We start from the raw sequence: 17,410 nt of genomic DNA, 5'->3' as shown, positions 1-17,410 counted from the left end.
TGGGAGCATGCCTGCTTCCCCCACGGGCGATCTCATCGGCCGTTCACTGCACGATCCCGCGTACATCGACGCGGTGGAGGCTTTCGACGCGCACCTGAGGCTTGAGCGCGGAGCATCCGAGCACACGCGCCGCGCGTACGTCGGCGACGTCTGTCGGCTGCTCGCGACGTTCGAGGGGCCGGACGGCAGAGGGCTGCCGCTCACCGACATCGAGGCGGGCAATCTGCGGGAGTGGGTGCTGACGATGTCGCGCACCGGGTCGTCACCGGCGACCACCGCCCGGCGGATCGCCTCTGTGCGGAGGTTCTTCGGCCAGTGCCTCCGGTCGGGGAGGATCGCGCAGGATCCCTCGACTCGGCTCCGCACACCGAAGAAGCCGTCACGGCTCCCCACCGTGCTCCAGCAGGAGCACGCGGCGCGCGTCCTGGACGGTGCCGATGGACGGACGGACAGCGCGCGGACAGACAGGCCGCCTGCGTCCGCGGTACTGTCCGACGTCTCGGATGCGATGGAGGTGCCGGAAGCGACGAAGGCGTCCGAGCCGTCTGATCCGACGAGGAGCGCGGTGGGCCTGCGCGATGCGGCGCTGCTCGAGCTGCTGTACGCGACGGGACTGCGGGTGTCGGAGCTCGTGGGCCTCGACCTCGACGACGTCGATGGGGCGGCGGGCCTCGTCACGGTGCTGGGCAAGGGCGGCAAGGTGCGACGAGTGCCGTTCGGCGCGCCCGCGGCCCGAGCCGTCGACGCGTGGCGCGAGGCAGGACGTCCCGCGCTCGCCCACGAGGACTCCGGCCCCGCCCTGTTCCTCGGTGTGCGCGGGGCCCGCCTCGATGTCCGACAGGTGCGTCGCGTCGTGAAGGCGGCGACTGATGCGGTTCCCGGTACGCCCCACCTGTCTCCCCACGGCCTGCGTCATTCGGCTGCGACCCACATGGTCGAGAACGGCGCTGACATCCGTCAGGTCCAGGAGTATCTGGGGCATGCGGCACTCAGCTCGACCCAGATCTACACCCACGTGTCGCTGGGCCGGCTCGCCGCGGTGTACGACCGAGCGCATCCCCGGGCCTGACGCGTCATCCGCCCGCGAACTCCCAGTGCCACGCCTCCGGCAGCGATCCGTTCTGCCGTGCCCATGACGGGTGGATCCACCCGAAGCGCGGCCCATTCGTCTGCATCCAGATGTGGGTCTCCGCACCGAAGCGGTTGATCCCACCGCCCAGATCCATGGCCAGTCCCCACCCGTGGTTCGACGTTCCCGGGGCGGCCGCCATGCGTCCCTTCCTCCGCTTCAGGATCACCTGCGTGTCGTAGTCGCGATACGAGTCCGTGACAGAGATCGGCGCGCCGAATCGCTGTACATACGCGTGACTCATCTCGTCGAAGGCACGTGCCGCGTCGCAGCGCAGGAGGTGTCCCGGTGCAGTCTGCACCGCGCAGAGTGCGACGGCGGGGATCCGGCCGTTGCGATGCCCGCCCCACGGGCCTGCACCGGAGTGACCTGAATCGGAAGGGACCTCGGGGAGCTCTTCCGGCGCCTCCGCCTCCGGGAGCAGGATGATGTCGCCCCGGCCGAAGAACGGCATGGGATCGACGTACTCGGTCTTCCTGTCCTGGGGCCAGACACCGACGTGCACACACCCGTCCGAGCAGTGCGCGGGAGTGGCCACGGCGCCTATCGGATGCCCGGGATGCACCTGATCGCCTGTGCTGACCGTGGCATCGACGTTCTCGACGCTGAGGACCCATGCACCCACTGCCACGCTCACGACCGGCTTCCCGCCCACCACGCCCGCGAAGCGGACCGTGCCGGCGGCGGGTGCGCGGATCGATTCTCCGGGGAGCGCCGCGAGGTCGACGCCGCGATGGCCCGTGTGCCAGTCGGCGTCCGGCGGATCGAATCCGCGCACGACGGTCGGCGACGGGACCGGTGCGATCCAGTCGGTGGGATGCGCTGCCGGATCCAGGCTCGACTGATCGGCGGCTGGAGCGGGCGGCGCTGCGGCGAGCACCTGCCCGGCCGCCACAGCTGGACCGATCACCATGGTCAGGACGAAGCACACCGCTGCGACGAGCCGTCGGGTGCTGCGTCCCAGAGGGGATGACCGTCCCAGTGCGGGAGGCGGTGATCCTGGTGCGGGGTGCCGACGCGTGTCCATGTGCACAGGAAAGCCCTGACGCCGCGGCGCGACCAGAGCGCCGCGACAGCTGTGGACGGATCACCGCTCCTGCACAGCCGCGCGTGCGCACGGATACGTGTGCGACCCACAGCCGCAGTGCGCGCCCCGACCTCGCCGTTTGGTTCGCCGTGCGGACGGCAGTACGATACGGACAGCAGTGCTGTGTCCGTCTGCTCTCAGGCTCTCGCCGTGCGACTCCGGTCGCGCGGCCGGCTCCCGGAAGCACGGTCACGGACTGACTTCGCGCATCCGATCTCTACGATCCCGGCCGACGGTGCGAGCAACTGCTCGCCGGTGGGGATCGCGGATGCCAGGCACAAACCGGAAACGCTGAAACGGACCCTTCCGCTCACCCCCAGATATGGCTTCCACATCCGGGTGTGCGCGCGGGCGTCCGTGCACTCAGCCTGACAGACGTGCGCAGCCGCGGAAGCGGGGCGCACGTGGAAGGAGTCGTCGGCATGGCCGTCGTCACCATGCGCCAGCTGCTCGACAGCGGCGTCCACTTCGGACACCAGACCCGCCGTTGGAACCCGAAGATGAAGCGCTTCATCTTCACCGAGCGCAACGGCATCTACATCGTGGACCTCCAGCAGACGCTGGGCTACATCGATTCCGCGTACGACTTCGTGAAGGAGACCGTCGCACACGGCGGTTCGATCCTCTTCGTCGGCACGAAGAAGCAGGGCCAGGAGGCCATCGCCGAGCAGGCGAAGCGCGTCGGCCAGCCCTTCGTCAACCAGCGCTGGCTGGGCGGTATGCTCACGAACTTCCAGACGATCTCCGGACGCCTCGCGCGTCTGAAGGAGCTCGAGGAGGTCGACTTCGACGACGTCGCATCGTCGATGTACACGAAGAAGGAACTCCTCATCCTCCGTCGCGAGAAGGACAAGCTCGAGCGCACGCTCGGCGGCATCCGTGACATGCAGCGGACCCCGTCCGCCGTGTGGATCGTCGACACGAACAAGGAGCACCTCGCAGTCGATGAGGCGCGCAAGCTCGGCATCCCGATCATCGCGATCCTCGACACGAACTGCGACCCGGACCAGGTCAACTACCCGGTTCCCGGCAACGACGACTCGATCCGCTCCGTCGGCCTGCTGACCCGCGTCATCGCGGATGCAGTCGCGGAGGGCCTCATCACCCGCCACGGTGTCGACGAGGGCGGCGAGAAGAACGTCTCCGCCGTCGAACCGATGCCGGAGTGGGAGCGCGAGCTCCTCGAGGGATCGTCCGACGAGGCACCGGCCGCTGAGGCAGCAACACCTGCTGCTGAGACACCTGCTGCAGAGGCACCCGCAGCTGAAGCCCCCGCCGCCGAGGCCGCCGAGGCCCCCGCTGCTGAGGCGACCACCGAAGCCGCTGCGGCTGACGCCGAGTCGACCGAAGCCTGATCGTTCCCGCCCGCAGCCGGCCTACCGGCCGGCTGCGGGCACAGACCTCCCAGAAGAAGGAGTGCGTATGGCCAACTACACCGCAGCTGACATCAAGGAGCTCCGCGAGAAGACCGGCGCGGGCATGATGGACGTCAAGAAGGCTCTCGACGAGTCCGACGGCGATCACGCGAAGGCGATCGAGATCCTCCGCGTGAAGGGCCTCAAGGGCGCGACCAAGCGTGAGGGCCGCTCGACCTCGGACGGACTCGTCGCGACGCACGTCGAAGGCGGCGTCGGCACGATGATCGAGTTCAACTCCGAGACGGACTTCGTCGCGAAGTCGGACAAGTTCATCGAACTCGCGGACAGCATCCTCGCTCTCGCAGTCGAGCACGGCGCAACGGACGCGGAGTCCTTCTCCGCTCTGGAGATCGACGGCAAGCCGGTCTCGCAGATCATCACCGAGGGCGGCGCATCGCTGGGCGAGAAGGTCGAGCTCAAGCGCGTCGTCCGCGTCGAGGGCGCCAAGGTCGAGTCGTACCTGCACCGCACGAACAAGGACCTGCCTCCGCAGGTCGGCGTGCTCCTCGCGTACGAGGGCGACGACGCGACTGCCGCACATGATGTGGCAGTCCACATCGCCGCTCTCACGCCCACCTACTTCTCGCGCGAAGAGGTGCCGGCCGAACTGGTCGAGAAGGAGCGTGCGATCGCTGAGGAGACTGCTCGCAACGAGGGCAAGCCCGAGCAGGCCATGCCGAAGATCATCGAAGGTCGCGTGAACGGCTTCTTCAAGGAGAACGTCCTGCTGGATCAGGGCTTCGCCAAGGAGCCGAAGAAGTCTGTCGCCTCCGTCCTGGAGGAGGCCGGCGTCAAGGCCACGGGCTTCGTGCGCTTCCGCGTGGGCTCCTGATACGGAACCCGATCCCTCTCTGAGGGAGCCTCCTCTCTGAGGGGAGCCTCGTCTCTGACGGGAATCTCCTCACTGAGGAAGCATCGGCGGACTCGCTCCGCCACGACAGGGCGGCACCCGACGGGTGCCGCCCTGTCGGCATTCCGGGCTCGTTCTCCGAGATCGCCGGTGGCGCGTGCGTGCGCGCGTTCGGCGACCGGTAGAATCGGCGGCGGTCCGCTGGGCGATGATCCGCTCGAGCGGACTGCCAGCGGAATGGTGGCCCCCGAGCTCGCAGGAGATACGACAATGAACCACACGCCGGTCCACACCTCATCCCGCGACAACGCCCCGTCGCTGAGGACGCACAAGAGGCGCGTACTGCTCAAGCTGTCCGGTGAGGTGTTCGGCGGCGGGTCCGTCGGTGTGAACCCGGACGTCGTGTCGCAGGTGGCTCGCCAGATCGCGACGACCATCCCCGAGGTCGAGGTGAGCATCGTCGTGGGCGGCGGCAACTTCTTCCGGGGCGCCGAACTGTCGCAGCGCGGCATGGACCGCACGCGCGCGGACTACATGGGGATGCTCGGCACGGTGATGAACTGCCTCGCCCTGCAGGACTTCCTCGAGCAGGCGGGCGTGGACACCCGTGTGCAGACCGCGATCCCGATGTCGCAGGTCGCGGAGACGTACATTCCGCGCCGGGCGATCCGACACATGGAGAAGGACCGGATCGTCATCTTCGGCGCGGGAGCGGGAATGCCGTTCTTCTCGACGGACACCGTCGCCGCGCAGCGGGCGCTGGAGATCAGCGCGGACGAGGTCCTGATCGCCAAGAACGGTGTCGACGGCGTCTACGACGACGACCCTCGGAGCAACCCCGACGCGGTCAAGCTCGACACCCTCACCTATCAGGACGCACTGGTGCGCGGACTCAAGGTGGTCGACGCGACGGCGTTCTCCCTCTGCATGGACAATGCGCTGCCGATGCGCGTGTTCGGCATGGAGGGCGACGGGAACCTCGGCCGGGCCATCGCGGGCGATCCGATCGGCACACTCGTCACCGCCTGACCACTCGGACCGCACTGAGACCGTAGAATCGACACCAGCACTGACCACACCCCTGCCGGCCGGACCAGCATGAGAAGCACCCGGGGTCCCGGCATGATCGAGGAATCGAGGACACCGTGATCAAAGAGACTCTGACCGAGGCTCGTCAGAAGATGGACAAGGCGGTCGAAGTGACGCAGGAGGAGTTCGGAGCCGTGCGCACCGGACGCGCGAACCCGGCGCTCTTCGCGAACCTCACCGTCGAGTACTACGGTTCGCCCACCCCGATGCAGCAGCTCGCATCGTTCCAGGTGCCGGAGGCCCGTACCGTCCTCATCACCCCGTACGACCGCAGCGCGATGGGCGACATCGAGAACGCCCTGCGCAACTCCGATCTGGGGGCGAACCCGGCGAACGACGGCAACGTCATCCGTGTGGTGCTGCCGCAGCTCACGGAGGAGCGCCGCAAGGAGTACGTCAAGCTCGTGAAGACGAAGGCGGAGGACGGCAAGGTGTCCATCCGCAACATCCGCCGGAAGGCGAAGGAGACCCTCGAGCGCATGTCCAAGGACGGCGACGTGGGCGAGGACGAGGCGGACCGCGGCATCAAGGAGCTCGACGAGATCACGAAGTCGAAGGCGGACGAGGTCGACCGCCTGCTCGATGCCAAGGAAGCCGAACTCCTCGAGGTCTGACCGGACGTGGCAGAGACTCAGGACGCCGCGCACACCGCTGACTCCCCGCTGCCATCACGGCGAGAGCTGCGCCGGATCGCGGAGGAGGCGGAAGCGCGCGGCGAGGGTCCGCTGACGCAGGACGAGCTCCTGCGGCGCGCCGTCGCGTCCCGTGACGCGGCGGAGGGCCGAGTCCCGACCGACCCGACTAGTCCGTCTACCGCGGGGATCCCGACCGACCCGACCAGTCCGTCGACTGCGGGGATCCCGATCGGCCACGGCTTCGTGACCCCGGCCGCACCGAGCGGGACCCGTGGACAGCCGGCGGAGGAGCCGGTCGCGCCCAGGGACTACGGGAAGGCCGGCCGCAACCTGCCCGCGGCGATCGGCGTGGGCGTCGTGCTGGGCGGTTCCGTCCTCGCGTCGCTCATCTTCTATCCCCCCTCATTCCTCATCATCGTGCTGGTCGGCGTGTGCCTCGCCATGTGGGAACTGGCGGAGGCGCTGTCCCGCTCCGGTGCTCACGTGTCGCGCATCCCGGTGATCGTCGCGAGCGCCTGCATGGTCCTCGCGACCTACGCAGGCGGCCGTGAGGCACTGTGGGTCGCCTTCACCGCGGGAGCCGGCGCCGTCCTGCTCTTCGCTCTGCTGGAGAGGCGCACCGGGAACGCCGTCAAGGACGTCTGCCTGAGCCTCTTCGCACTCACATACGTGGGCCTCATGGCCAGCCTCATCGTCTACCTGCTCACGCTGCCGGACGGGAATCTGCTGGTCATCTGCTTCCTCGCACTCGTCGTCGCGAGCGACATCGGCGGGTACATCGCAGGGGTCCTCTTCGGCAAGCACCCCATCGCGCCGTCGATCTCGCCCAAGAAGTCGTGGGAGGGCTACGCGGGGTCGGCGCTCCTGTCCACCGCGGTGGGCGTCGCGATGGCGATCTGGGCCTTCGACGCGCCGATGTGGACCGGGATCGCTCTGGGGGTGCTGGTGCCCGCATTCGCCACACTGGGCGACTTCTCCGAGTCCATGATCAAGCGAGACCTCGAGCTCAAGGACATGGGCTCGCTCCTGCCCGGCCACGGCGGGATCATGGACCGCCTCGACTCGATCCTGCCGACCGCTCCGGTCGTCCTGGTCCTCTTCAGCTTCCTGCCCGGCTTCGTGGACTGACGGACACCTCCCAGGCGCGCGTCAGGCGACGTTCCCCGTCAGAAGCCCATGAGCATGAGATAATCAACGCATATGTCTGAGACCACTCCCTCCTCGGTGCCCAGGCGGACCTCCTCGCGGAAGCAGGTCCGTCCCATCGTCGAACACGAAGACGGGACGACGTCGAGCACGCCGACCCGCAGTGGACGACCCCTCCTCGACTTCCGCGGTCCCCGCGTCTCTCAGCCCCCGCAGCACCTCGCGGACATGTCGATGGACGAGCGGATCGCCGCAGTGAAGGAGATGGGCCTGCCCGCCTTCCGGGCGAAGCAGCTGTCCACCCACTACTTCGTCCACCACTCGTCGGACGTGGACCAGATGACCGATCTGCCGAAGGACAGCCGTGCAGAGCTGGGGGAGAGGTTCTTCCCGACGCTGCTCACGGAGGTACATCGTCTGAAGACCGGCAACGGCGACACGATCAAGTTCCTCTGGCGGCTGTTCGACGGATCCCTCGTCGAATCGGTCCTCATGCGGTACCGCAACCGGATCACCCTGTGCGTGTCCTCCCAGTGCGGATGCGGGATGAACTGCCCGTTCTGCGCGACCGGGCAGCAGGGCCTCACCCGCAACATGTCCGCCGCAGAGATCGTCGACCAGGTGGTCCGCGCGAACCAGGTGATCGCCGCAGGAGAACTCGCCGACACCTCCGACGAGGACCGCAATCTGCTCGGTGAGGCCGCAGCGGGCGTGGGAGACGAGTCCGGCGGCGAGGCCGTCTCGGAGACCGCGCCGACCGGCACCTCGGCCGGTGCGCATGCGACCGCCTCCGGCGGTGCGGCGGAGCGGGTCACGAACATCGTCTTCATGGGGATGGGCGAGCCGCTGGCCAACTACAAGCGGGTCATGAACGCGGTGCGCCGCTTCGTGGAGCCGGGTCCGTCCGGACTGGGCATGTCCGCGCGCCGGATCACGATCTCGACGGTGGGCCTGGTGCCCGGCATCAACAAGCTCGCGATGGAGGAGATCCCGGTGACGTTCGCACTGTCGCTGCACGCTCCGGACGACGGGCTGCGGAACGAGATGATCCCGGTGAACACTCGCTGGAACGCGGATGAGGCGATCGACGCGGCCTACGCGTACTACAAGACGTCGGGCCGGCGGGTCAGCATCGAGTACGCGCTCATCAAGGACATGAACGATCACGCGTGGCGTGCGGGACTGCTCGCGAAGAAGCTCAACGCGCGCGGGCGCGGCTGGGTCCACGTCAACCCCATTCCGCTCAACCCGACCCCGGGGTCGGTGTGGACCGCGAGCGAACCGGACGTCGCAGCGGAGTTCGTCCGCGTCCTCCGCGACGCGGGCGTGCCCACGACGATCCGCGACACCCGCGGCAAGGACATCGACGGTGCGTGCGGCCAGCTCGCCACCTCGCAGCAGGACGACGACGCTGTCACGGCGGACTGAGGAGACTGAGGAGAGGGATGGACGCAAACTTTCCCCGGATGACGGGCTGGAAGTCCGGCTACGATCCGGCCCAGGTCGACAGCTTCTTCCGACGAGCGCGGGAGTCGTACAACAGGGAGGCCCCGCAGCCGGGCGACCTGGATGCGCGCGCCGTGCGCACCGTCGGCTTCGACCTGGTCCGCAAGGGCTACCACGTGGGTGTCGTCGACGCCGCACTCGATCGGCTCGAGGACGCCTTCGCGAAGCAGGCCCGCGACCGCATGGTCTCCCAGGCCGGCCATGACGCCTGGATCAAGGAGCTCACCCGCGCGGCCGGCTCCCTCAGGGGACGGCTCGAGCGCTCGACGGGTGAGCGCTTCAACCGGGCGGAGAAGGGCGAGGTCGGCTACGACGTGGGCGAGGTCGACGATCTGTGCGACCGCATCCACGGCTACTTCACCCAGGGCAAGGCGATGAGCGTCGACGAGGTGCGGCGCGTGCTGTTCCGCACCCGCAAGGGCGATGGTGCGTACAGCGAGGACCAGGTCGATGCGTTCATCGACCGGGTCGTCGAAGTGATGGCGAGTGTGGACTGAGCGTGACTGACGTGCACGACGCATCCGCGGATGCCACGACGCCTCCCGTGCAGGTCGATCCGACCTTCGATCTGCTCGACCGCCCTGTGGCGCTGGAGAGTGCCGACGACATCGTCCTCACCGCTCCTGCGCCGGACGCCCCGACGGTCGACGGGCGTCCCGTCGAGGACCCGCGGCTGATCGAGGCGCTGTCCGTCCCGCAGGAGTTCACCCGCGCCGATGTGCTCGACCGTGTGGCGAAGCTCGGGGGAGTGCTCCGGGTGCTGGGCGGCGACGGCGCGTCGAAGCTGATCGTCGCCTCCGACGTGCCGGAACCGTCCCGCACGTTCGCGGTGCTGGCCGGAGTCCGCATCGGTCTGCTCGTCGAGGTCCCCTCCGCAGCCGCTGACGGCGCATCATCCGCCACGGCGCCGGTCGCCGACGCAGAGACCCTCACGATCCGCCCGCATCGCGACGGCGAGGACACAGCGGAGGAGGGCGCCCACGCCTTCAAGACCGCCATCCGCACCGTGCGCTCGCACTTCGAGGGCGTGGCCGTCGAGGGCGGGGGACGGGCACGCGACCTGGATCGTCTGGTGCGCGACTCGCGGATCCAGCCCGCACCCTCGCGCCTGCGCGACGGGACCCGTCGCGCGCTGGTCGTCGCGGGCGAGGACGTGCTCCTCGCAGACGCCGCGTCGTACCTGCTGAGCCTCCTGCAGACGGACTGATGCTCGGCGGTGCGGACCGCCTGCGACGGGTGCCTGCACCTGCTCCTGTACCTATATCTGTACCGGTCCGCTATCTCGGACCGCTTCCGTCTACGGGAGCCTGCGACCGGTGACCAGGCCGATCAGCCGGTCGATGACCTCGGTCCCGGACGCGCGGATCCCGTTGTGCTCCCACTCGTTCGTCACCCACGGCGTGAGGGACGGGACGAGGTCCGCGGTCTCCAGCGAGAACCGGGTCGGCACGTACGCATCGTCGAAGTAGACGATCGCAGCGGACGGGGCCCGGACCTCGGCGAGGGCGTCCGGATCGTACAGCGACGGCCACGGGACATCGGCGACGCGGTGCGCGATGTCCTTCCACGGCGCCATCTCCGCGTCCTCGTCGAAGAGCCCGGAGTGGACGTGCTCGCCGCCCAGCAGCGTGGGGTCGGAGCGGACGTCGTCGGGCATCGTCCGTTCGGCGGCCCAGCGGGTGGCGTGACCGTCGGCCATCGAGGACTCATGGATGACCGCATAGAGCGGATTGCGGCCCCCGTAGGGCAGTGCGGCGGCGAGGTCGTGCTGGAACGCCGGGCCGCGATGATCGAGGTGCAGCAGCCAGTGCAGCTGCTCCGCACCGCCCGTCGCGCCCAGGCGGTGCCCCACGGAGCGCAGCCGTGCGGGAGTGACCGCATCGCCGTTCGGCAGTCGGATCGCGCCGGCGGCGGCGAGCCCCGCCAGCTCCTCCATCCGCGCCCGGTCATCGGGGAAGCGGCGGTAGAACGCGAGGGACTTCCTGCGCATGATCTCCCAGGTCGCGGAGTAGACCTCGTCGGGAGTCCGACCCACCGCGGGCAGGCCGCCCGTCATGATCGCACCGGCGAGCGTCTCCGGGCGCGTGGACATCCAGTGCAGGGTCGTGAACCCGCCGAACGACTGCCCGATGGGCGTGACGGTCTCTGCGCCCAGACGGTGCAGCACGTCCAGGGCGTCGTCGACGATCGCGTCCGCGCGGAAGTGGGTGAGGTACTCCGCGGCGGAGGCGGGGTCCGCCGTGCGCAGCGTCGTGCCGGCTGCATCCGCAGACGTGCCGGACACCCCTGCCGGGGTCTCGAACACTCCGGCCGAGGTCTCGGATACCTCCGCCGAGGTGCTGGTCGGCTGCTGCCCAGCCGGCACCTCGGCGGGGGTCCCGGGCAGCAGCCCCGGGGCCGGTGTGTCGAGGCCCAGCGGTGTCGATCGCCCGGTGCCGCGCTGGTCGAGCAGGATGAGACGGTAGTCCTCGAGTACGCGCGGCAGCCACGACGGCGACGCCGGCTCCAGCGAGGGCCTGGGCGCCTCGACCCCGGGTCCGCCCTGCAGGTACACGGCGAATGGGCGAGCCTCGCCGCCATGGCCGGTGACGACACGGGCGAACACCTCGATCGTGCCCCGCTGCGGGCGGGAGCGATCGAGCGGGACCTCGATCGTGAGGTCGCGGACGTGGAGCCCGGGGAGTGCGAAGCTGAGGTCGTTCGACATGGAGTTCACACTACTCGGGCGCCGTTCGACCGGAGCCTCACTCAGCCCGCGCCTCGCTCAGTCTGCAACCCACTCAGCCCGCGCCTCACCCAGCCAGCGACCCACTCAGCCCTTGATGCGCGAGCCGTGGCCCTCCCACTCCTTCTCACGCAGCGTGTACTTCTGGATCTTGCCGGTGGAGGTCTTGGGCAGGACCGGGAGGAACTCGAACGCTCGAGGGGTCTTGTAGCGCGCGAGGCGGTCGCGGAGGAACTCGGACATGTCCTCCTCCGCGACGCTCGAGCCCTCCTTGAGCACGACGAACGCCTTGGGGCGCTCTCCCCACTTGTCGTCGGGGATCCCCACGACCGCGACGTCGTCGACGTCCGGGTGCGCGGCGATCGCCTGCTCGACCTCGATGGTCGAGATGTTCTCCCCGCCGGACACGACGACGTCCTTCGCACGGTCGCGCAGCTCGACGTACCCGTCCGGGTGCATGACCCCCAGGTCGCCGGAGTGGAACCAGCCGCCGGCGAACGCGGTGGCTGTGGCAGCTTCGTCGTTGTAGTAGCCCTTCATGACGTTGTTGCCCCGCATCACGACCTCGCCCATCGTCGTCGCGTCGGCCGGCACGTCGACCAGCTCCTCGCCCTCGACGTCGGTGCGGACCACACGGACGCGGTCGGCGGTGAGCATGCCGACGCCCTGGCGGGCGAGCTTCGCGGAGCGCGCCTCCCCGTCCAGGTCGCTCCACGTCTCCTGCCACTCGCACACCGTGTAGGGCCCGTAGGTCTCCGTGAGCCCGTACACGTGGACGATCTCGAAGCCCATGGCGACCATGCGCGACAGCATCGACGGGCTGGGCGGTGCGGCCGCGGTCGTGATGACGAGGCGGTGCTCGAGATCATGTGCCTCGGCCGCGTCCATGATCGTGGAGACGACGGTCGGGGCTCCGTTGAGGTGCGTGACGCCGTGCGTGTCGATGAGGTTCCAGATGACCGGGCCCCGGACCTCGCGCAGGCAGACCTGGACGCCGCCCGCGGCTGCGAGCGCCCATCCGGTGCACCAGCCGCTGCAGTGGAACATGGGCAGCGTCCACAGGTAGACGGAGTCCTTGCCGAACCCGGAGTGCACGATCTCCGACAGCGCGTTGAGGTAGGCGCCGCGGTGGGAGTACATGACGCCCTTGGGCCGCCCGGTGGTCCCCGAGGTGTAGTTGATCGACAGGGTCTGGTCCTCATCCGCGACGGCCCAGACGAGGTCGGTGTCGTCCTGGTCGGCCCCCGCCAGGAAGTCGTCCAGCGTCAGGACGCGGGTGCCCGCGGGGTGCGCACGGCCCGCGGGCTGGTCCGCGTGCTGGGTGTCCTCGGCCAGCACGATGGTGAGGACCGACTCGAGCTCAGGGGCGACCTGCGTGATGTCCGGCCAGTAGACGGTGTCCAGGACCAGTGCCTTCGCGCCGGAGTGGTCGCAGATGTAGCGGACCTCCTCGGGAGCGAGGCGGGTGTTGATGGACACCAGCACGGCATCGATGAGCGGCACCGCGAACTGCGCGATGAGCATCTCCGGCAGGTTCGGCATCATGTAGGCGACCCGGTCGCCGGGCTGGATCCCCGCGGCGCGCAGGGCACGCGCGCGGTGCTCGACCGCCGCGTGCAGCTGCGCGTAGGTCCAGGTGTCGTCGCCGTAGACCAGGGCGGTCCTGTCCGGGTACACCGCCGCCGACCTCGCGAGGAAGGTCAGTGGCGTGAGCTCCGTCTTCCACGTCTCCACAGTGTCGTCCTCCTCAGTTCTCAGTTCGCGAAGGCGTTGATGCCGGTCATCGCACGGCCCAGCGTGAGCTGGTGGACCTCATGGGTGCCCTCGTAGGTGAGGACGGTCTCGAGGTTGATCGCGTGCCGCAGCGGCGAGTACTCGCTGGTGATGCCGGATCCACCGAACAGGGCGCGCAGGTCGCGCGCGATGTTCATGGCGGTGTCGACGTTCACCATCTTGCCCAGGCTGATCTGCTCGGGACGCACCCCGGCGGGGGAGTCCTTGAGGCGGCCGATGTGGGCGGCCGTGAGCGTGATCGCGGAGTACTGCCCGAACGCCTTCGCGAGCTTCTGCTGCGAGATCTGGAACGACGACAGCGGGCGATCGAACTGGATGCGCGTGTCGGTGTAGCGCAGCGCCTCCTCCAGGGAGTCGCGCGCGGCGCCGGTCACGCCGAACACGATGCCGTAACGGGCCTCGGACAGCGCGGACAGCGGGCCCTTGAGGCCGGACGCCTTCGGCAGCATGGCGGATTCCGGCAGGCGCACGTTGTCGAGCACGATCTCACCGGTGATCGACGCGCGCAGCGACAGCTTCCGCTGGACCTCGGGGGTCTCCACACCGGGGGTGTCCGAGGGCACCACGAAGCCGCGGACGACACCCTTCTCGCCGGTCTTCTCGTTGACCTCGTCCGTCTTGGCCCAGACGACCATGACATCGGAGACCGGCGAGTTCGTGATCCACATCTTCGCGCCGTTGAGGATCCAGTCGGACCCGTCCTTCGTCGCGCGGGTCTTCATGCCCGCGGGGTCGGAGCCGACGTCCGGCTCCGTGAGGCCGAAGCAGCCGATCGCCTTGCCGGCGGCCATCCGCGGCAGCCACTCCTGCTTCTGCTCCTCGGAGCCCCAGTGGTGGATCGAGAACATCGCGAGCGAGCCCTGGACGCTCACGAGCGAGCGCAGACCTGAGTCCACGGCCTCCAGCTCGCGGCAGGCCAGGCCGTACTGCGTCGCCGTGGAGCCTGCGCACTCGTACCCCTCGAGGTGCATGCCGAGCACACCCAGCTCGCCGAGGCCCTCGGCCAGCTCACGAGCGGGGATGGTGCCGTCGAGGTACCAGTCACCGATGCTGTCGCGGACGTGCTCGTCCAGCCAGCTGCGGACGACCCCCGCCCACTCCAGGTCCTCCTTCTCGAAGATCTCATCGACCTGCAGGATCTGATCCGGAGTCTGGGTCTTCCCCTTGGTGACGGCCATGTGCGCGTCCTTCCTCTCGATCACTGCGGGAAGCCGCCTCGCGGTGCCGCAGTGGGGTTCCCCCGATCAGCGAACTCTTCAGGAACGATGCGATGATCGGGGACTGTGACTGTACGACGACTCAGTGTAATCGGAACCACAGGCTCGATCGGCACCCAGGCCCGCGACGTGCTCCGGCTGCATCGGGGACGCTTCCGCGTGACGGGGCTCGCCGCCGGCGGGAACCTGGCGGAGCTCGCGGCCCAGGCCGTGGAGTTCTCCGTCCCCGCGATCGGTCTGGCGCTCCCGCCTGCCGGCACCGCCGCCGAGGCCCGGGCCGCCATCCGCTCCGCCCTCGCCTCCGAAGCCGCCCGCCAGTCTCTGCCGGACCCGGTCGAGGTGATTGAGATCGGCCCGGAGGCCCCTGCGGCGATCGCCGCGCTGCCCACCGACGTCGTGCTCAACGCCGTGACGGGTGCCGCGGGCCTCGACGGGACCCTGGCGGCGCTGGAGGCCGGCACGGACGTCGCACTGGCGAACAAGGAGTCCCTCATCATCGGAGGCGACGTGGTGCTGGGGGCCGCTGCGGCCTCGGGAGCGGAGCTCATCCCTGTCGACAGCGAGCACTCGGCGATCGCCCAGGCGCTGCGCGCGGGTCGTGCGGACGAGGTGGCGAAGCTCATCGTCACCGCGTCCGGCGGCCCCTTCCGCGGCTTCACGCGCGAGCAGCTGGAGACGGTCACCCCGGAGCAGGCCCTCGCCCACCCCACGTGGGACATGGGACGCGTCGTCACGACGAACTCCGCCGGTCTGGTCAACAAGGGCCTCGAGGTCATCGAGGCCCACCTGCTGTTCGGCATCCCCTACGAGCGGATCGAGGTCGTCGTCCACCCGCAGAGCCAGGTGCACTCGATGGTCGAGTTCACCGACGGCTCGACGATCGCCCAGGTGTCGCCCCCGGACATGCGCCTGCCCATCGCCTACGCGCTGGGAGCGGGGGAGCGGATCAGCTCCGGTGCCCCCGCCAACGACTGGACGCGAGCGAGCACGTGGACCTTCGAACCCGTCGATCACGAGGCGTTCCCCGCACTCGGGCTGGCAGTGGACGCGGGCCGTCGCGGCGGGACCTTCCCCGCCGTCTACAACGCGGCGAACGAAGTGCTCGTCGACGCCTTCCACGACCGCCGCATCCCCTTCACCGGGATCGCGGACGGCATCGCCGCGGCACTCGCGGAGCACGGCCGCGGACACGAGACCGACGGGGACGGCTTCACCGCTGCGGAGGGGGCCGCCCGCTCTGACGTTGGGAGATCAGATGCGGCCACACCGCTCACCCGCGAGGCGGTGCTTGCGGCGGACGAACGTGCGCGCGTGTTTGCCAGCGAGTGGATAGCCCGCCGCACCGGTGAGGGAGCCGCCACCGCATGACCGCGCTGCTCTACACGATCGGCGTCGTCCTCTTCCTCGTCGGCATCTCCGCCTCCATCGCGCTGCACGAGCTCGGGCACCTCGTCCCGGCCAAGCGGTTCGGGGTGAAGGTCACCCGGTACATGATCGGATTCGGCCCCACCCTGTGGGCGAAGCGCCGCGGCGAGACCGTGTACGGGGTCAAGGCGCTGCCGCTGGGCGGCTTCATCGCGATGCCCGGCATGTACCCGCCGGAGGACAAGTCGAACACCCGACTGGACGGCAGCGGCCGCCGCGCCCGCCGCAGGAGGCCCCGACTGTTCGCCGGGGCGATGGAGGACGCACGCGCGTTCTCGAACGAGGAGCTGGAACCGGGGGAGGAGCACCGCGCGTTCTACGCGCTGAGCGTGCCGAAGCGACTCGCCGTCATGTTCGGCGGTCCCTTCGTCAACCTGGTCCTGGGGATCCTCGCGCTCGCCGTGAGCCTCCTGGCCATCGGTGTGCCCGCCCCCACGACCACGGTGCAGACCGTCGTCGAATGCGCCGTGCCCGCGCAGGTCGCAGCGGAGCGTTCAGCGGAGGAGCAGGCGGAGTGCCAGCCCGACGACCAGCTCACCCCCGCGTGGGAGCTCGGCATCGAACCGGGGGATGAGATCCTCGCCGTCGACGGGAGTCCCGCGACGGATTGGGACACGATGACGGAGCTGATCCGCGACGCCGCCGGGCAGACCGTGCCCGTCACGATCGAGCGCGCGGGCGAGGAGCGCACCCTCGACGTGCCGATCATCGAGACGGAGCGCCCTGCGCTCGACGACGACGGTGAGCCGATCGTGGAAGCCGACGGCACCACGAGGACGGTGTCCGCAGGGTTCCTGGGCGTGGGCCCGACGCAGGAGTACCAGCCGATCCCGGTGGTCGAGTTCCCCGCGGAGGCCGCGCAGGCGGTCGGCGACACGTTCTACGCGCTCGCCACTCTCCCGCAGAAGCTCGTGGAGATCGCGCACGTCGCCTTCTCGGACGAGCCGCGTGATCCGGAGGGCCCGATGGGCATGGTGGGAGTGGGCCGGGTCGCCGGTGAGATCGCGTCGACGGACGAGGTCGAGACCGCCAGCGGCGAGGTCATCACGCTCGACATGGTCGACAAGGCGCAGACCGGCGTCGGGCTCTTCGCCTCCCTCAACCTGTTCCTCTTCGCCTTCAACATGGTGCCGCTCCTGCCCCTGGACGGCGGGCACATCGCCGTCGCGCTCTACGAGGGTGCCCGCCGGAGGATCAGCACGTGGCGGGGCCGGGGGATCGTCGGCCCGTTCGACACTGCGCGGCTGCTGCCGCTGACCTACGTCGTCGTCGCGTGCTTCCTGGCGATGACGGCGCTGCTCCTGTACGTCGACATCGTCAAACCCGTGCGCCTGTTCGGCGCCTAGCGGCGTGCCCCGCCTCACCCCCGGCGTCCAGGGTGTTCCCGGG

The 17,410-nt window shown here is 69.4% G+C and carries 15 protein-coding genes; 11 read left to right on the top strand and 4 right to left on the bottom strand.

Annotation, left to right across the window (positions count from 1 at the left end; translation table 11 throughout):
- The first annotated feature begins 7 nt into the window (after positions 1-7).
- Positions 8-1,069 carry a tyrosine recombinase XerC gene (locus tag BSP109_RS03745; RefSeq protein ID WP_087008187.1) on the top strand — a complete coding sequence of 354 codons (1,062 nt, stop codon included), beginning with the start codon at positions 8-10 and terminating at the stop codon, positions 1,067-1,069.
- A gap of 4 nt (positions 1,070-1,073) precedes the next feature.
- On the opposite strand, the gene BSP109_RS03740 is transcribed toward BSP109_RS03745, so the two are convergent.
- Positions 1,074-2,156 carry a D-alanyl-D-alanine carboxypeptidase family protein gene (locus tag BSP109_RS03740; RefSeq protein ID WP_257944536.1) on the bottom strand — a complete coding sequence of 361 codons (1,083 nt, stop codon included), beginning with the start codon at positions 2,154-2,156 and terminating at the stop codon, positions 1,074-1,076.
- Between the two features lie 482 nt (positions 2,157-2,638).
- Between BSP109_RS03740 and rpsB the strand changes: the two genes are divergently transcribed.
- The 8 genes from rpsB to BSP109_RS03700 all read left to right on the top strand — a co-directional run bounded on the left by rpsB (position 2,639) and on the right by BSP109_RS03700 (position 10,067).
- Positions 2,639-3,571, top strand: a complete 933-nt coding sequence (gene rpsB / locus BSP109_RS03735) for a 30S ribosomal protein S2 (RefSeq protein WP_087008189.1) — start codon at positions 2,639-2,641, stop codon at positions 3,569-3,571.
- Positions 3,572-3,638: 67 nt separating this feature from the next.
- Positions 3,639-4,466, top strand: coding sequence for a translation elongation factor Ts (gene tsf / locus BSP109_RS03730; RefSeq protein ID WP_087008191.1), 828 nt, complete (start codon positions 3,639-3,641; stop codon positions 4,464-4,466).
- Between the two features lie 288 nt (positions 4,467-4,754).
- Positions 4,755-5,513, top strand: a complete 759-nt coding sequence (pyrH, locus tag BSP109_RS03725; protein WP_087008193.1) for a UMP kinase — start codon at positions 4,755-4,757, stop codon at positions 5,511-5,513.
- A gap of 116 nt (positions 5,514-5,629) precedes the next feature.
- Positions 5,630-6,187, top strand: a complete 558-nt coding sequence (gene frr, locus BSP109_RS03720) for a ribosome recycling factor (protein WP_087008194.1) — start codon at positions 5,630-5,632, stop codon at positions 6,185-6,187.
- Between the two features lie 6 nt (positions 6,188-6,193).
- On the top strand, positions 6,194-7,336 hold the full coding sequence (locus BSP109_RS03715; RefSeq protein ID WP_308297899.1) for a phosphatidate cytidylyltransferase: 1,143 nt from the start codon (positions 6,194-6,196) through the stop codon (positions 7,334-7,336).
- Positions 7,337-7,408: 72 nt separating this feature from the next.
- Complete coding sequence (rlmN, locus tag BSP109_RS03710; RefSeq protein WP_101599411.1) at positions 7,409-8,782, top strand: 23S rRNA (adenine(2503)-C(2))-methyltransferase RlmN; 1,374 nt, start codon at positions 7,409-7,411, stop codon at positions 8,780-8,782.
- Positions 8,783-8,799: 17 nt separating this feature from the next.
- Positions 8,800-9,357, top strand: coding sequence for a DivIVA domain-containing protein (locus BSP109_RS03705; RefSeq protein ID WP_087008198.1), 558 nt, complete (start codon positions 8,800-8,802; stop codon positions 9,355-9,357).
- 2 nt (positions 9,358-9,359) lie between these two features.
- Positions 9,360-10,067, top strand: coding sequence for a hypothetical protein (locus BSP109_RS03700; protein ID WP_087008200.1), 708 nt, complete (start codon positions 9,360-9,362; stop codon positions 10,065-10,067).
- 90 nt (positions 10,068-10,157) lie between these two features.
- Here the strand turns inward: BSP109_RS03700 and BSP109_RS03695 are convergent, their stop codons facing one another.
- From BSP109_RS03695 to BSP109_RS03685, 3 genes are all read right to left on the bottom strand, one after another.
- The gene (locus tag BSP109_RS03695; protein WP_101599454.1) at positions 10,158-11,567 is read right to left on the bottom strand and encodes an alpha/beta fold hydrolase; all 1,410 of its coding nucleotides are present in this window, start codon (positions 11,565-11,567) and stop codon (positions 10,158-10,160) included.
- 105 nt (positions 11,568-11,672) lie between these two features.
- Positions 11,673-13,319, bottom strand: coding sequence for a long-chain-fatty-acid--CoA ligase (locus BSP109_RS03690; RefSeq protein WP_101599410.1), 1,647 nt, complete (start codon positions 13,317-13,319; stop codon positions 11,673-11,675).
- Between the two features lie 20 nt (positions 13,320-13,339).
- Entirely contained in the window at positions 13,340-14,557 is a 1,218-nt protein-coding gene (locus BSP109_RS03685; protein WP_087008202.1) for an acyl-CoA dehydrogenase family protein, read from the bottom strand.
- Between the two features lie 105 nt (positions 14,558-14,662).
- Here BSP109_RS03685 and dxr point away from each other — a divergent pair, with 105 nt between their 5' ends.
- Both dxr and BSP109_RS03675 read left to right on the top strand, forming a co-directional pair.
- Positions 14,663-15,964 (top strand): 1-deoxy-D-xylulose-5-phosphate reductoisomerase, encoded by a 1,302-nt coding sequence (gene dxr, locus BSP109_RS03680; RefSeq protein ID WP_101599409.1) that lies wholly within the window; start codon positions 14,663-14,665, stop codon positions 15,962-15,964.
- The gene (locus tag BSP109_RS03675) at positions 15,961-17,367 is read left to right on the top strand and encodes an RIP metalloprotease (RefSeq protein ID WP_101599408.1); all 1,407 of its coding nucleotides are present in this window, start codon (positions 15,961-15,963) and stop codon (positions 17,365-17,367) included. The genes dxr and BSP109_RS03675 overlap by 4 nt, the downstream gene beginning before the upstream one ends.
- Positions 17,368-17,410 lie beyond the last annotated feature (43 nt).

Origin of the sequence: Brevibacterium sp. Mu109 (genome assembly GCF_900169375.1) — a bacterium.
Lineage (GTDB): Bacteria > Actinomycetota > Actinomycetes > Actinomycetales > Brevibacteriaceae > Brevibacterium > Brevibacterium yomogidense_A.
The sequence above is the reverse complement of the archived record's forward strand: the minus strand, read 5'-3'. Positions and strand labels throughout refer to the sequence as shown.

Bases quoted from the DNA above. Each gene is read 5' to 3' on its own strand.
- BSP109_RS03745 (WP_087008187.1), top strand. From the start codon at position 8: ATGCCTGCTTCCCCCACGGGCGATCTCATCGGCCGTTCACTGCACGAT.
- BSP109_RS03740 (WP_257944536.1), bottom strand. From the start codon at position 2,156: ATGGACACGCGTCGGCACCCCGCACCAGGATCACCGCCTCCCGCACTG.
- rpsB (WP_087008189.1), top strand. From the start codon at position 2,639: ATGGCCGTCGTCACCATGCGCCAGCTGCTCGACAGCGGCGTCCACTTC.
- tsf (WP_087008191.1), top strand. From the start codon at position 3,639: ATGGCCAACTACACCGCAGCTGACATCAAGGAGCTCCGCGAGAAGACC.
- pyrH (WP_087008193.1), top strand. From the start codon at position 4,755: ATGAACCACACGCCGGTCCACACCTCATCCCGCGACAACGCCCCGTCG.
- rlmN (WP_101599411.1), top strand. From the start codon at position 7,409: ATGTCTGAGACCACTCCCTCCTCGGTGCCCAGGCGGACCTCCTCGCGG.
- BSP109_RS03705 (WP_087008198.1), top strand. From the start codon at position 8,800: ATGGACGCAAACTTTCCCCGGATGACGGGCTGGAAGTCCGGCTACGAT.
- BSP109_RS03695 (WP_101599454.1), bottom strand. From the start codon at position 11,567: ATGTCGAACGACCTCAGCTTCGCACTCCCCGGGCTCCACGTCCGCGAC.
- BSP109_RS03685 (WP_087008202.1), bottom strand. From the start codon at position 14,557: ATGGCCGTCACCAAGGGGAAGACCCAGACTCCGGATCAGATCCTGCAG.
- BSP109_RS03675 (WP_101599408.1), top strand. From the start codon at position 15,961: ATGACCGCGCTGCTCTACACGATCGGCGTCGTCCTCTTCCTCGTCGGC.